Source organism: Yoonia sp. R2-816 (assembly GCF_046762905.1).
Taxonomy (GTDB): domain Bacteria; phylum Pseudomonadota; class Alphaproteobacteria; order Rhodobacterales; family Rhodobacteraceae; genus Yoonia.
Genome location: NZ_JBKQXN010000282.1, coordinates 1 through 14,946 on the forward strand (window position 1 = coordinate 1; position 14,946 = coordinate 14,946).

10 protein-coding genes and 1 pseudogene are annotated in these 14,946 nt (G+C 53.7%); 1 reads left to right on the forward strand and 10 read right to left on the reverse strand.

What is annotated here, in order from left to right; all coding sequences use genetic code 11:
* Positions 1 to 345: 345 nt before the first annotated feature.
* The 6 genes and pseudogenes from ACFWW2_RS16865 to ACFWW2_RS16890 all read right to left on the reverse strand — a co-directional run bounded on the left by ACFWW2_RS16865 (position 346) and on the right by ACFWW2_RS16890 (position 10,438).
* Positions 346 to 4,410, reverse strand: coding sequence for a Calx-beta domain-containing protein (locus tag ACFWW2_RS16865; protein ID WP_393929838.1), 4,065 nt, complete (start codon positions 4,408 to 4,410; stop codon positions 346 to 348).
* A gap of 19 nt (positions 4,411 to 4,429) precedes the next feature.
* A complete protein-coding gene (locus ACFWW2_RS16870; RefSeq protein WP_393929840.1) occupies positions 4,430 to 5,497 on the reverse strand; it encodes a hypothetical protein in 1,068 nt (355 codons plus the stop codon).
* A gap of 596 nt (positions 5,498 to 6,093) precedes the next feature.
* Positions 6,094 to 6,501 (reverse strand): S8 family serine peptidase, encoded by a 408-nt coding sequence (locus tag ACFWW2_RS16875; RefSeq protein WP_393929856.1) that lies wholly within the window; start codon positions 6,499 to 6,501, stop codon positions 6,094 to 6,096.
* A pseudogene (locus ACFWW2_RS16880) lies at positions 6,487 to 7,479 on the reverse strand (IS110 family transposase); the annotation flags it as partial. The pseudogene ACFWW2_RS16880 and the gene ACFWW2_RS16875, both read right to left, overlap by 15 nt.
* Before the next feature lie 168 nt (positions 7,480 to 7,647).
* On the reverse strand, positions 7,648 to 8,526 hold the full coding sequence (locus tag ACFWW2_RS16885; protein WP_393929842.1) for an IS1595 family transposase: 879 nt from the start codon (positions 8,524 to 8,526) through the stop codon (positions 7,648 to 7,650).
* A 70-nt stretch (positions 8,527 to 8,596) separates the two neighbouring features.
* Positions 8,597 to 10,438 (reverse strand): hypothetical protein, encoded by a 1,842-nt coding sequence (locus tag ACFWW2_RS16890; RefSeq protein WP_393929844.1) that lies wholly within the window; start codon positions 10,436 to 10,438, stop codon positions 8,597 to 8,599.
* A 1,117-nt stretch (positions 10,439 to 11,555) separates the two neighbouring features.
* Here ACFWW2_RS16890 and ACFWW2_RS16895 point away from each other — a divergent pair.
* A complete protein-coding gene (locus ACFWW2_RS16895; protein ID WP_393929846.1) occupies positions 11,556 to 12,191 on the forward strand; it encodes a hypothetical protein in 636 nt (211 codons plus the stop codon).
* Between the two features lie 905 nt (positions 12,192 to 13,096).
* Here the strand turns inward: ACFWW2_RS16895 and nadS are convergent.
* The 4 genes from nadS to ACFWW2_RS16915 all read right to left on the reverse strand — a co-directional run bounded on the left by nadS (position 13,097) and on the right by ACFWW2_RS16915 (position 14,554).
* Positions 13,097 to 13,384 (reverse strand): NadS family protein, encoded by a 288-nt coding sequence (gene nadS, locus ACFWW2_RS16900; protein ID WP_393929848.1) that lies wholly within the window; start codon positions 13,382 to 13,384, stop codon positions 13,097 to 13,099.
* Positions 13,381 to 13,770, reverse strand: a complete 390-nt coding sequence (locus ACFWW2_RS16905; RefSeq protein WP_393929850.1) for a type II toxin-antitoxin system RelE/ParE family toxin — start codon at positions 13,768 to 13,770, stop codon at positions 13,381 to 13,383. Before ACFWW2_RS16905 ends, nadS begins: the two co-directional genes overlap by 4 nt.
* 135 nt (positions 13,771 to 13,905) lie before the next feature.
* Positions 13,906 to 14,319 carry a hypothetical protein gene (locus ACFWW2_RS16910; RefSeq protein WP_393929852.1) on the reverse strand — a complete coding sequence of 138 codons (414 nt, stop codon included), beginning with the start codon at positions 14,317 to 14,319 and terminating at the stop codon, positions 13,906 to 13,908.
* Complete coding sequence (locus tag ACFWW2_RS16915; protein ID WP_393929854.1) at positions 14,312 to 14,554, reverse strand: type II toxin-antitoxin system prevent-host-death family antitoxin; 243 nt, start codon at positions 14,552 to 14,554, stop codon at positions 14,312 to 14,314. Before ACFWW2_RS16915 ends, ACFWW2_RS16910 begins: the two co-directional genes overlap by 8 nt.
* Positions 14,555 to 14,946 lie beyond the last annotated feature (392 nt).

Sequence of the window (14,946 nt, forward strand, 5' to 3'; positions counted from 1 at the left end):
CCATCGGTGCCACAGCGGCTGCGCCAGTCCTTCGAATTTGCCGCGACCAGCGCGCCCCTGTCGCGGCAGACAACTGGAGGCGGCGGGATGCCTCTCTGCCTGACAGCCCTTCCTCAATCAATCGTGCAAAACGATCTCGCAATTCCATCGGCAACGGTGCTGGCATGATCAATCCTCCCAAAAAGGGTGAATCACAGATCATGTCTCAGGGGAATCCTGCCGACTCAAACTTTTATCGAAATGCTTTAGGCGCGATCATGGACTGGACGACACACAACGTCCTGAGCTAGCGGTTGTTCGTGCTTACTTCTGCGTGGATGGCCTATGTGCCTATCCAATTGGCCCTTAAACAAAGAGAAATTCGTCCACTAATTCTACGCGAAACACGACGTCCTCGTAATCAAGATCACCGCCTCCCGTCAGGTCCTCAAAGCCAACGGTAATGGCTTCCCCTCCAACATCCACGCCAGAAAGCGCGTGCTGAACGCCGTCTGAATTGAGGTCTTCAGAGAAGCTGTGGAACACCATTTCATCAACAGAGGTGCCGTTGACCGCAATAGAAATAGCGCTGCCATCTGAGATATTGGCCGCAGTGCCAGAGTCATTGACGAAGCTCAGCGTGTCGCTATCCGCGAGCGCTGACGCCCAGTTGGCAGCGTTTTGAACGATAAAGAACCCAAGACTGTTACCCGCTTCCACATCGGTGATGCCAGCGACAGCGGATTTGTTTGCGTTGGTGTTTTCAAAGACGATGCGCGTGTCAACGATGTTGCCACTTGCGTCGATCTCATAGACGCCGAGCACGTTGTTATATCCGGCAAAGCCCATGTCCCGTAACGTCACTTGGAAGTCAGACGAGCCGTCACCCTTTAGGAAGCTCTGATTAATGATGCCGTTGACCAGATTAGGATCAAGCGCCTGGCCTTTTTGCAGGACTGGCAAGAACTCTTCAAACGTGATTAGAGTGTTGCCTGCGTCAGCTAAAGCCATGAAGTCGCCGCCGGCGAAATCACCATCAAGCGTGAATTGCCCGTTCGAGGTGTTGTTGCCGTTAGTATCAACCTCGAAAATTGCGGAGCCGAAGGTCACGTCGATGGCGCTGCGAGCGATCTCTGTGCCTTCAAACAACATCGAGTCGTCAAGACCGAAGCCTTCAATCAAATCACCAAAGAAGTTCTCGACTGTACCTCTAACGACATCCGCCTCGCCGCCAAGTATGAATGATTGACCGCCGAACGGATTGAAGAGGTCGTCGGGGCCGTTTGTCCCAAGTATGGTTTCACCGTCATCGTTGAGGACCGAGATCGCGATAGTCTCATCAAGATTTCCATTCCCCTCCGCCAACACAATATTGATTGTAAAGTTTTCATCGGCTTCAACCATCGAATCTGTGAGAATGGGGAGAGTGATGATCGCCTCATCTTCACCAACCGCAAAATCCATGCTTCCCGAAGGCAATCCGCCGACAAAGTCCAACGCAGTGGCAGTTCCAGCCACAACCACGAAATCGATGCGCGCGGGTTCACTGAGGTCCCCGCTTCGGCGCACCACAATTTCAAAATCGTTGGAGCCACCGGTGCCTTCGCTAGTACGCGGATCGTCGTTCACAAGGATGACATCAAAAGAGGTGTCATTGTCGGTGATTTCAACCGACGCAGATGCAGTGGTTGCCCCGGCCTCAAAGGTTGCCGGACCGTCGGTGATACTGAAGTCAACGGCAAAGCCCTCAGGCCCTTCGACCAGAACATCATCCAGTATTTCGATTGACACGGATCGCGTCGTATCACCGGCCAGAAAAGTAACCTGCCCCGAACTCGCCGTATAGTCGTAGCCTGCCGTCGCGGATCCGTCCGACGTGGCGAAACTCACCGTTACGTCTTCGGTCGCTGTCGACGATAAACTAAGCGTAAATTCAGCCACCATAGTGCCTGCAGCGCTTTCGGTAATCGTGATGCTGTTATTGTCGATCGACAGGACCGGTGTCACCGTCAGGCTCGCGAGTTCTAATCGCTGATCGGCGAACTTGGCGAACTCGACATTGATCAGAGTGTCACCAGTCCCGACAGTAATGACGCCGCCTGTGCGGGTAACGCCGCTAGCCTCGGCAAGAGTCTGGTCGTAGACCACCGTGTCGATTCCAGCACCGCCATCAATGGCTGCGGTACCGCCCTGCATGAGGAACCGATCATTGCCTCCAAAACCCTTTATTTCATGGGTTCCGCCTGTGGCAGTGATCTCGTTGCCCAATTCATTGCCCGAAACGATCGCTGAGATACCTTCGATCAGATACGCCACCGCATTAACAGCAAGTGACACAATATCGGTTACGCCATCCGCCAACCTTTTTAGAAAAATTTCTTGTCCCGTAGTGACTGTACTCTCGATAGAGACTGCAGGCGTACCATCATTAAAAATTACATCAAAGGATACTATATTTTCGGCAGCGATTGATCGGTCAAGACCGCCTATACTGCCTTCGTAGGTTAGCCCCAGAGCACCGTCCACCAACGCGACCGGGTCAATTATATCGACCAAGGTGCCGTCGAGTTTCACCTCAATCCTCTCAATCGTATTTCTGTCAAGGCCTGATACAGCAAAAGCATCCGTCAGATCCGAAGGGTTGACCAACTGCACCGCGTTGCCACTGTCGATCAGGTTTAGCGAGTTTAGATCTGCTTGGCCGCCAATCCCGAATGCGCGAACGTCCACAGACGCTTCGGAAGACGTACCCTCCGCCACGGTCTGCAGGGATGCACTGGCCCCATCTCCAACGCCGTCGGACAGGAAATACGCGATGTTGGTTGCCGTTCCAACATTAGCGAGACTCTCGAACCAGCTTTCAGCCGTGATAAGAGCAGGTCCGAAATCGGTTTCCCCTCCAATATTCAAGGCATTAATGGCAGCAGCAGCACCAGCCGCGTCGAGGTCAGATTGCAGGCTTGCGGAGCCGTCAAACGGAATGACCGCGAACTGGCTCTGTGCTGCCACACCCTGTGCGATCAGATTGTTCGTAAGCGCGGCATATGCTGCCTTAGTCTCGGCGATATTGGTTCCATTCATCGAGGCAGAGACATCGACGATGTAGGCAAAGTTGTACTGGAAATTTGCCCCGGCGCCAAAGTTAAGCGTGTAGTCGATGTCGCCGTCAAACATATAGGCGGGCAACTCTACAGAGAAGTCGCCAAGCGCATCGCCCTGAGCGTCAAGCACATCTTGGCTGATGGTCAGGTTCGTTCCGTCGCGCAACTTGTTTGTTTCGTCTTCGTCAGCCAATAGCGGAACGAACATTTCTTTACTGTCTTCAATAAAGACTGCAAACTCGGTGTTTCTGATAGTGTCAGTGCCTTCTGACATGCTGCCGCCGGTATGGGTGATAGTAAGCTCCGGGCTATCAGGATCCGCGCCATTTGTTATTGTGATTGTGTAGTCGGGCAGCGCTTCGGTGTAACGTACTTGGTCTGCACCAAGCCCGCCGTCGATCGTATCGTCAGCTCCACCACCAGTAATGGTGTCGTCGCCGGAGCGGCCGAAGATAAACTCTCTTCGGTAGCTGCCTACGATGTCATTGTCCTCAGGCACAAAGGATTGGACAGGCCCGATCCCCTCGATCCCTCCGCCCATCAAGACATTGACTGGCAACGCCGCCGCCTCTGCCGCTGCACCTGACCCGGCAGCGGCCTCCATTGTGTCAGTGATTATCTTGTAAATCTCTGGAGTGATCCGGGTCGCGTTGTTCTGGACTGAAGACCCAGAAACATGGGTGCCGACGAAGAGATCCAACCCCCCCGCTATCTCAAGGTTTGAGCCGGCCACGTAGTCGTCGGCATCGAGCCAGACGCCGCTGCCAGATTGCCCGCTCTGCGTGTCGGCGGTGTAGTGGATGCTATCTTGCGTAGTTGTCGTAATATCGCTGGAACTTTCCATAAAGGTCCGCCCAGTGCCATCGATTAGCGGTGTACCTCCGATCGGGAAACCAGCTGTTTCCATCTCTAGGCCTCGTAAATCACGGTGATCATAAAAAACTGCGAGACCTAGAACTAAATCGTCGCTGGCTATGTCTGAAGACGTCTGAAGAAGTGCGAGGTCCGTGCTGAAGTTGGTAATCGACGATACGTTCAGTGGGTTTACCCCAGTCACCGAAGGAGCATTTGCGCTTCCAAACCCTCGCATAGGGAGCGAGCTAACGTCGTCAGCCAAGGTCACCCGTGCTGCCGAATTTCCATTGACAACGTGACCTGCCGTCAGAAAAAAGTTAGCCGAGATCGCGTACCCTGAACCAGGCAAATTCTTGTAAGAACTAAAGCCTGAATTCGTTCCTGCCGTATTTGGCACGTCAACCGCCGTGGCATTAACGTTCGAACCTGAAGGCACTGTAATTGTTGTTCGTCCATCTGAGCCAATAATTGCCATGGAATAAGATCCTGTCTAGCTAAGTTGTCATCTTGCAGAGTCTGACCGGGGCACCCGGCTCGGCCAAAACAACGAACAGTGTCGCCCCTTCCAGAGCTGCTCCTACCACGTGATTAATCTTCGCTGCCTCCGCCAGAGTTCCATTTGTCGTGATGTCGTACACAACGAGTTGGTTGTAGGGCTGGTCTTCGGGCGCTGAGCGCACCAGAACCGAAAGTTGGTCTTCAGATAGGGCCAGCGGCCCTCCCCCTACGATCTGGTAAGGTGAATGTCCCGGAACCATCAGGAGGGTCCGACCGTCAGCTGCAGCGAAACCGCCGCCGGCGGAGACCGCGACGGTCGAACCTTCCGCGGCAAGGTTCCCAGCCGGTATTCCATTGAGCGTGGCTGGTATGGAAGCAAGCTGGGTCGTGGTTCCCGCCCGCAGCATCAGCATCCAGATGTTTAGGGTATCCGCACTGGCAGTAGTCGTGGTCGTGATCAAGGATGCGCTGCCCGAAAGCTCAGCACCGAACCCACGCATATCCGACGGCCCATCAATTACATTGAGACGTACACCCTCTCTTGACCGCAGTGCGATGGCACCGCGTGCTGCGTCCAGCAATCGAAGCGATCTACCATCAAGCTCGGGCGCTTCGAGTATACCAAAGGAGACGCCGTCAGCGTTAATGAAGACCGAATGACCGAAAGCTCGCTCTTTGTCTGACTGAGCATGCCAAAGCAACGCGCCGCTCGAGACATCAAAGACATAAACTGCGCCGGTATGAAAAACCCCTGCTGGCTGCTCGACACCTGTACCATGGCTACCGATGCGGACAGCACCAATTGTAACAATGTCGCCATCAAGCGCCACAGAACGACCGAAACCAGGCCCACTGGCAAACACGTCGCCGCGTGGAAGACGCAGTTCAATAACCTCCGAAAGATCGACCGAGACTATAAAGGCACGGCCAATATCAGGAAATGCTATAGCCACATGTCCATTGTCCACGACGATCTCGGCTGTCTGGACTTTGGAAGCATCGAAAGGGACAGGAAAATTCCAGCAATCTGCTGATGCGTCAGTAGCAATGAGGGTGAAGACCACAGCGACAACCCTGCAAAAGTCGCATCGCATTCTACCCTCACTTATTGGTGATTTTTTACCGAGCATTCCGGGCCAATCAATTCACTTTTTCCTAATGTTAGAACCGGGTTGCTTTATTCGGAAGTACACTAATCCTATATTTCAATAGGCATTCGCTATGGTGAAGCCTGCGTCTGCCTGACGTCAGCGCCAATGTGACAGTTTAGGTTGATTTGAGTAAGGGAAGGTTTCTGGCTTAAGCGTTGCATGTTCGCAATCCGCGAGAATATCGCTCGACCTGTACTCAGATCATTACTCAAAAGTCACACTATTCCGGAAACTAAAAGCCGCCCGCGTGTGTTCATTGCGCCTCCACACATACACACAAAAAAGTGCATCTTTGAAGCACTGGTAGCAGCAAATGGGAAAGTGTCATTTCCAGCACTGGATAACCGACGGTCGCTTAAGTGGTGTAAGCACCCTCAGGTTGAACGGTAGTTACTCGCCGTTTGTCGGTGAGAGTAAACGCCCGCCCATTCCCGACGGCCACGGATTTCTCGTCGTGCACGTTGGCAGCCTCGTTCTATAAAACAAACCTGCCATCTACTGTCGTAACCTCACATACCCCTGCAAAAAGTGGTGGTTTGCATAGCATCCAACTTTAACGTGCCGATACCGGTTTCCTGATCGTTTGCCAGAAGGCAGTTGACGATATCAAGCGATGACAAGGCTGGAAAATGTGTTTGCATGAGCGCAATCTTCCCCGAAACGTAGGGTGCCGCCATCGAAGTACCGAAAAGTTCACCATAGCTGTCAGGCCCGTCAGCCAAAGCGCTTCTGATATCCACACCAGGTGCAGAAATGTGCCCTCCGGAGTTGCTGAACACGGCAATGGCGTCGCTTAAGTCGTGGTCTTCGACAATTAGCCCGTTGGTCCAACCGTCTAGATTTTCGACCAGCTTACTTCCAAAATTGAATGGGCTGGCCCATCTGGCATCAAGCCGGGAACGCCCTCGGCTAAGCACCGCCCAGACGATCCGGGCTGTCTTGTTGGCCATTGCGACAGTTGCGACCCGTGCAGGCTTGCGTTCGAGCAATGAGGTCAGCCATTTGCTGGCACGCTCTGGATGGGACCGGGTCTGCCTGACCAGTGACGTCATGCCGACGACAAGCAACGATCGCAGATATTGATCACCCATCTTGGTGATCCGCCCCAGCTTCTCTTTGCCGCCACTGGATTTGTTTGCGGGTGTCAGACCGAGCCATGCTGCGAACTCGCGGCCATTACGGAACTGATGCCCATCGCCGATGCTGGCGATGATCGCAAAGGCCGTTACGGCACCCACGCCCGGGATCGTGCGCAACAGGCGCACCCGTTCATCGTCTTTGCTCACTTGCTTCATGCGCTCCTCGTACCAGCGGACCCGCCTATGCAGAGCCATGAGCTGCTCGGACAGGTTACGGATCACCTCGTTGGCGATGTCTGGCAAGTCGAGCACTTCGCCAAGCGTGATATCCTCTGCAAAACCAATAATGCGAGCCAGCCCTCTTGGGATGTAAATGCTGAACTCAGCAACCAAGCCACGCCGGCCGTTGATCAACTGCGTCCTTTGACGAACCAGAAGATCGCGGGCCCGATGCAACGATAGCAATGATTGCTGCTCAACTGTTTTGATGGCGACAAACCGCATGGTCGGCCGGGTCACCGCCTCGCAAATCGCCTCGGCATCAATGGCGTCTGACTTTCCGTGTTTGACGTAAGGCTTCACATACATCGGCGGGATCAAACGAACCTCGTGGCCCAGAGCCGTAAGTTCGCGCGCCCAATGATGGGCGCCGCTGCAGGCTTCCATACCGATCAGGCAGGACTCAAGCTTGGCAAAGAAGGGCAGAAATTGCGCGCGTCGCAACGGCTTGTTGAACACTACTTCTTCCGTAGCGGTGATCCCATGAACCTGGAAAACGTTCTTGACCAGATCAACACCGATTGTGGTAACTTGCATGGGGTTGCTCCTCTCATAAGCAGACTTTAAGCAACGAGATTCGACAAGCATGATAGGTACGAAAAACTCAAATAAATTTGAAGAAAGCGCGCAAAAAGGACCTTGAGAAATTCATCGAGAAACATGAAACAGACTTGAAGGGAGACCTCGACAAATTGGAGGCTGTGATTAAACGCGCGACTCAGGAAACCTCGAAAGCAACTCCGAAAGCATCGCCTCAGGACGCATCCGACGATTGAAGCGGTACTCAAACTCTTTAACGTAGCGCTCAAGGTGCTTGTGCGACACGCTAGTATGGGTGCCAGCAATCGACTTTTTCAGGTGGTTAAAGAAGGACTCAATCTGGTTGGTGCTGACGCCTTCTGGGGTGGCGTATTCGCCCTCAGAATGGTTGACGGTCTTGTGGGTGTATTCGGTCGGCAGAAATGACTTCTGGTAGGCCCTGAGTTCGTCAGTGTGAAGTTCTGAGCCGATTTCTACATTCTCACGCACGGCGCTGCGCAGCGTAACTTTTGACTGGTCAGGAATGACTTTCAGGATCACGTCACCGTGGCGTTCCATCATGCCCATGACAACGGCCTTGCGCTCGCGCCAATCCAGCCCGCTAGTTACGCCGCCGTAGAACGTCTCATCAACCTCTACGACCTCACCAGTGCCGCCCACGGGCTCGTCACCGTCAATAGCAGCCATGTGCTCACGGATCAGCGCAGCCATGCGCCACGCGGTCTTGTAGGTCACGCCAAGCTGACGCTGTAGTTCCTTACCGCTGACGCCGTGCTTGGACGTAGTGAATAGGAAGATTGCATAGAACCATAGTTGTAATGGTGTGCGGCTCTTCTCAAAAATGGAACCGACCATTGGGTGAATGTGGTGACCGCACCACTGACATGAGAATGCTTGTTCTGACCTAAGACGGTACCATTTAGCCGAGCGCTTGCACTTGGGGCATTCGTGACCCTGACCGAAGCGAGCGTTGAACAAATGTTCCAAGCAGGCTTTATCGTTGGGGAACTGTTGGAAGAACTGACGAACGGTTGTCTGTTTCATATCAATAATATAGCAATGCGATTACTGTATGATAAGGGGATACACCTCGACTTATTTAACATAATCTTCATTATACGTGTTTTATCAAGTCATGGGTGGATTCACAAACGAAGTGCAAATTCTGTACGAATACAGAGAGTTGCATGGAGTATGAAGAATGGGAAGCCACTACTCCCTCTACGTTTATGTCAAAGCCGTTTGCACCCAACTGAACAAACTCATCGCTGTCGACAGTTCGCCGCTCGTAATTCCCTGAAACACGAATCCCGTCTGAACCCTGTCCGGACGCCGTGACAACGGCTTGCTCACCCAGCGTGACAAACGCCTTCGCTCTCGACTGCCCGCCCGGCCTCAGCGAGCGGACATTGTCACCCTGCACGGGCGCGATCAGAATCGGCGCTTCTGATTCCGCCCAAATCCCGTGAGAACTTCTCCCAACCGTAGTGACTGTACCGCGCTCCATCTCCACGACCACGTTGCCAGAACCACTGGTGTCCGCATAAATCCCATGGGATCCGCGGGTGTCACCGGGGGTATTATACGTCACGATGGACCCCCCGGTCATTTCCACCCTCACCTCTTTCTCATTTTCCTCTTTGTCGATCCGCGCATAAAGCCCGTGAGAATCCCAGCCTGTCGTCCTGATAGAGCCGTTGTTCATTTGCACCAGTGCCGTACCTTTGCCGCCATTGGCTTGCGCATAAGCGCCGCGGGCTGCGTCACCGTTAATGTGGATCGTCCCGGCTTTCATGACAGCCGTCGCCGTCCCCTCGGAGTCATCATGAGTGCTGGTGGAGAACGCCTGAAGCCCGTGAGCTTGCCATCCATGCGTGGTGATTCTGCTGGCGTGATGCGTTTCATCCATTTGCACAAACGCATTGCCAAATTTTTCGGTATGCGCACGAAGCCCAACTGCCCTGGTACCGTTCGTTGTAATCCTCCCTCCGGTCATGAACGCTTCCGCATCGGCCTCACTATTATACAGGGCCGTATCGACGACACCCGCCGCAACCGCGTAAGCATCCCCCCCATCGATGTTGATTATTCCGCCCGCCATGCTCGCGGTTGCCTTGCCCCCGGCACCGCGGGTGACTGCACGCACGCCTGTACCAGCAGCAGTAATTATTGTTTGGTTTCTGTGCTCGGATTCGTCGATTACTCTAGCCACCACCGTGCCTGTATACGCTTGGCTGTGGGCATAGGCCGCTACCGCTCCGGCCGGACCACCCTGAACACCGAACTGCGTGACGATTTTGCTGCTGCCGCTCATTTCCGCTGTCACATTTCCACGAACGCCGCCGGTGAACGCCGAAACCCCCTCAGAATTTCCGCCGGCAACGGTAATGGTTCCTCCGGTCATTGTCGCAGTCGCCGTCTTATCACTGGAGCCGTTTTCAATCCGCGCAACAATCCCGGCAGAACCGGCAACTCTTGCCATTATATTCCCACCATTCATTTGGGCGTCCACGTTTCCAGTGCCTGAGGTCTTCGCCAAAACCCCGTGATTATGATAATTTTGATCGTCCGTGGCGTTCACGTTCCCGCTGTCCATTTGCACAAAAACGTTTTCGTTACCCCCATAGTCCACGGTCACCCCAAAGCCGGTCACCGTGATGCTAGAATCGGGAGTTGCAGGATCGTCAAAGGTCAGGGTGTGCACAACGTTGCCGCTATAGGTGATGCCATCAGTGTAGGTGCCAGCGCCGCATGAAACGACGCCGTTAGTCGGGCTACCGCACTCATTGTCCGCCTGAGCCGCGCCGCCGGTGAACATCACCGCAGCAGTCGCCACGACCGAAACACCTGGCGCAATACTCGCCACCCGCCCCTTGAACTTGGTCAAACGACCACCTCGAACCAAAACTTTAAGCAGGCGAAGGGCGAGCTGGGTATCTGAGGACTGGTTTGTCATTTTTGAAACTCTCCTGTGAGGGACTTGAGCACAATCGAGGCAAGGCACCGCCCTGCCCGTCAGGCGGTCAGCGGGGTGGCATAATTGCGGGCATAGGTATGGGTATCGGCCAGAGGCGTTGTTTGAGCCTCAACCGGAAGCGAACCACAGTTGGCGGTCGGCCGCGTTGCTTTCGCGCCGTCCGTTCTGATCGGGATAAAATGTACGGGGTGGTTGCAGCTGATCTCGCACCCGTGTCCACCACATCGCGGGTCACGGGAAGCGCGGATGATCGCGCCAGGCCATCCAATCCAAACACGGGGATCAGAAGGTCAGTTACCCCACACGCGGTGACCGACTTGCGGCCGGATGTTAGGCTGTCAGGATGATGTAACCGGTCAGTGCTGAAGTGTGCGCCAAGGCGCAGCTGCGGCCCGATGAACCGATGAACCGATGAACCGATGAACCGAGGAACCGATGAACCGATGAACCGATGAACCGATGAACCGATGAACCGATGAACCGATGATACGGCAGGCTAATCCAGCCTGCAAGCAACAGACTGAATTTATTTCGGATTTTGGCGGTTTTTTACCGGGCATTACATTCAGAGCCAAATAGCCTAATTCTTCTGACCCAACGATAAAGACAGGTAGCCCCATAGAGGAAATTCCAAAATCCTATATTTTGATAGGAAACAACTATGGTGAGGCTGGTCCCTACTAGGCTTCAAAGGCCCGGAGAAGAGCTATGTTTCGCAGATTGATGAACTATGTTTTCTTTCGTTTATTCGTGGGTTGCGCAATCGCAAATGCCATAACGTTTTGGTTCTTCCCTCCCTTTTTGCAAGCAATGCTTATCGTCCCGGTGATTGGCGGTTTGCTATGCTCCGTTATCTTCATCGCCGCCGGGTTCACCCGAAAAGGTTACACGTCCGTCGTGTGAAATTGTTTCTCTAGTGGTGAGAGTTACTAACCGGCTGCGGCGGGTCTTTCTTTTGCTGACCTCCTGTGCCGCTAAAGTGTTAAAGCCCCGCCGCATGTCTGTGACGCCAGACAGTTACGAATGTACCAAATAACTATGTCGAACCTGATCCGTTTGGTGTTATTGAGTAGTAATCGCATCCGGGGTTTGGGACATGTATCGCTGCGCTTTTAGGGTTGTCGCCTTCACCTCAATGCTGGCAACTCAATCACACGCTCAGATGAATGAGTATTGGACGATCCCTGATACCCTGGATCACGCAATCGAGAGTGCCAAACAACTCTACCCAGAAAACGAAAACCCAACCCACCCTGAGATCATAGCCCTCGATCAGGAGCCGGTTGAGTTACACGGTCTTTACGCGACCCTGAATGCGCGTCATGCATCAATGAAGATTGTCACCTTCCCCAGGCCTCCTGCCCCGCTGCAGGAGATACCAACATCTTTTGCGCCTGGATCTCTCGAAGATCAGATGGTCGGTTTCATTCACAAGTACGAGGCACCGGAAAAAGGGTATGATGCTGTTTGGAACAAGAACAAGCACCCCCTGCCTCGTGCACCCACTCAGATGACGGTTTGCGAAGTAAGAGATTGGCAACTGCAGGCCAGACTGTCATTTTGTCAACACGGCCTAACCAAACAGTGGCTCAGTCGCAGCGAAGTTCATTCGGTCCCGCTCATCTACCATTTACCACCTGATTTTGAATGTCCGGAATGTGCGGTTCGCGACATGCTGCGCGAGCGAATTCTTGTATGGCGATGGAGGCCTCCTGGGGGCTCGTCTGCCTAGACACATCTTTGATAAACAAGGAGGGCGGTCGTGACGTGAACGCAGAGATTGGTGTTCCTGTTACCGGTCCGACGGGACCGAAGACTGCTCGCGCGGGCGGAGTGACCGAAGGATTGGTCGCGCAGAATGTCTCAAGCCCGGGCAATAAACGGATCACCCGGCCGTTGTGGGACGTGTGGTTGATACCCGCCTGTGTGCCGGACAGCGTTATTGATACGCCAGCGTGTTTGGGTGGTGACGGCATTTCGTACATCAGAGCAAAACTAAGCCGCCACCAGCTCGTGTCGCGCTCTCATTCACGCGCCGCGGACAAGCAGTCTGATGCAATCAGTTCGCGCTTGCGCAAATGGGGGACGCGCCCGGCGCAGGGGGGCCTGACAATACTTTCAAGGTAGTGCAGCAACTATGAAAATAAGGAAGGGGCCAAGGCGCGGCCCCCTCCATGATATCAGCCCGGTGGTGCGTTGCATGTTATGCTGAAGGTATCGCTCAAGCCGGTAGACGAAAGACTTCTCAACCTGCCCCACGCAGATGCCGTGACTTGGGCTTGCCGCCGGCCGCTGACCAAAATCGACATATTGACTTCGATGCGCTACGCACGCCTCCAAGAACAACGACTTCCCTAATGAAGGCCAGAACCATGTTACGACTATTCCTGATATTTTCCCTGATGACTGCTTTGACGGCCTGTGATGTACCACTCGTGCCTTTGATTTAGGAAGTTTCAACCGGTTTGCGGACTGCGACCGCAACGATCGCGACGTAAATATTGTTCAACGCCGCCTTTGGCGGGGCTCTGCGCGAGTAGCGCTTGTCTTGCTTGTTGGGTCGACCTTATGGCCGATCCGAACGGCACGAGACCCAGATGGCATTTGAACCAAACGGGACGGGTGGTGTTGACCCAATCAACCCGCCGCAAGCACCTCGGCAACCACATCCGGCTTGCGATCAATAATCGACAACAAAACAACGGCGGCGCGATCAGGCGAGCGGCGTTCCTGTTCCCAATCCCGGACGGTGCCGACAGGCAGGCAAAAGCGCGCGGCAAATGCGGCCTGTGACAACTTTAGTCGTTTGCGAATTGCAGCCACATCAACAGTCTCCGGCACAAACACGCCAGCGGGTTTGGCTTCGCCTTTGGCAATTTCCAGCGCTTCGTTTGCGCTCTGGATAAGTTCTTGTCCGAAACTCATTTGTTTCTCCATTTCTTGCTCTGGCCTAACTGGGCCGTTACTTTCTTCACGTTCGCTCGGTATGCATCTGCAAGCGAAGGCAGCACCTTCGCCAGTTCATTCCGTTCGGCGTTGGTGAGGTTCGCTTTCGCGCCTTTACCGTACACAGCAAGCAGGAACACTGGCACATCGTCGCCACCAAAATAGTGAATTGTCCGATACCCACCACTCTTACCACCACCACGACCAGCATGACGCAGTTTACGCGCTCCACCAGTGCGGGCCATAATGTCACCAGCAGCCGGATTATCGGCCAATGTATTCACGATCGTCTCCATATCCGCCTCGGACAATCCGTGCCGTTTGGCTTGGGTAACAAAAGTCGCTGTCCAGATAACAGTGTGCATGTTGCATTATATACGGCATTGCCGTACTTTAATCAAGAGATAATACGGCATTGCCGTATAAAAGCTCCTACTTTTTAGATCAATAATACTGACTTATTTAACATAATTATCAATACGCGCTTCACTCGTTCCGCCTCACCGACGCTGATTTCCGGGCTTTGATCGCTGCGATTTTACTCGCCTGCAGTTTTTTGGTGAAAGCGGGACTGAACGCACCCATCGACCAGAAGGTTCAAAATAGTAGGACTGACGAGGTGTATCAATGTTGTGTTCGTCAGTGACCACCCAAAGGTCCATACGAAGATCAAGGCCTGCGCGCTTCTTTTCGATATCGGGCACCTCTACGGCAAATGGATTGCCTGTTTGAGGTTGCGACGTGACGGGAACAAGCATTGCTTCCTGCTGGCCTTTGCTGTTCTCGATCAGCAAGACCAGGACTACGGGACGGTTCTTACGTCCCTCGGTATCACCCGCCCGTTCTTCACGCTTCCAAAGATAGGGAAAGCGCCACACGTCGCCCAACTTGATCTCATAACTCTGGTTAGTCATTCTCTATGCTATCCTGCAAAGCACTGATCAAAGCCGATGCTTCGGCATCATCCAGTTCCGATACATGAACAGAACGGCGGGTATCTAAGCCCCGTTGCATGGCTTCAAATTGCTCTGTGGTCAAAACAACGAACCTGGCCTTACCATGCTTTGCAATCGTAACTGGACGTTGCGCAGCGGCTGCCAGGACATCGCCTGTTCGATTGGCCAGTTCGGTTGATGAAAACTGCTTCATAACATCCTCCATAGAATATCCCTATAATATAGAAATTAGCTAATTTAGCAAGTTTAGTCACACCACCATTTCTCAGCATCTTTTAGTGTGTCATGGGGAGACCTTTCGAGTTCGGGTGGAAGACACCCATGCGAAAGGGCGCCGTGCTTGCGCTGTGGCGTAAGCTCTTTCCGATCCCTCCTGGGATCACTCAAGGCGAAGCCCCTCTCCTCTTTCACGCTGCCGATGGCACCTCAGTGGAACGTGCGAAGTGAACCGCCCCGGTTTTACCGGAGAGGGATTGGTTCAATAGTTAGGCTGCTTTTTCATCAGCGTTCAAGGTTTTGTAGAATTTCTCCTCTGCTTCTTGCGGCGTGCCATATCCGATGGCGCTGTACAGGCGGTCGGTGTTG

What these genes read in the sequence shown, in the direction of transcription:
- ACFWW2_RS16885 (WP_393929842.1), bottom strand. Translation starts at nt 8,526, where the DNA reads ATGAAACAGACAACCGTTCGTCAGTTCTTCCAACAGTTCCCCAACGAT.
- ACFWW2_RS16890 (WP_393929844.1), bottom strand. Translation starts at nt 10,438, where the DNA reads ATGACAAACCAGTCCTCAGATACCCAGCTCGCCCTTCGCCTGCTTAAA.
- nadS (WP_393929848.1), bottom strand. Translation starts at nt 13,384, where the DNA reads ATGAGTTTCGGACAAGAACTTATCCAGAGCGCAAACGAAGCGCTGGAA.
- ACFWW2_RS16895 (WP_393929846.1), top strand. Translation starts at nt 11,556, where the DNA reads ATGTATCGCTGCGCTTTTAGGGTTGTCGCCTTCACCTCAATGCTGGCA.
- ACFWW2_RS16865 (WP_393929838.1), bottom strand. Translation starts at nt 4,410, where the DNA reads ATGGCAATTATTGGCTCAGATGGACGAACAACAATTACAGTGCCTTCA.
- ACFWW2_RS16910 (WP_393929852.1), bottom strand. Translation starts at nt 14,319, where the DNA reads ATGACTAACCAGAGTTATGAGATCAAGTTGGGCGACGTGTGGCGCTTT.
- ACFWW2_RS16915 (WP_393929854.1), bottom strand. Translation starts at nt 14,554, where the DNA reads ATGAAGCAGTTTTCATCAACCGAACTGGCCAATCGAACAGGCGATGTC.
- ACFWW2_RS16905 (WP_393929850.1), bottom strand. Translation starts at nt 13,770, where the DNA reads ATGCACACTGTTATCTGGACAGCGACTTTTGTTACCCAAGCCAAACGG.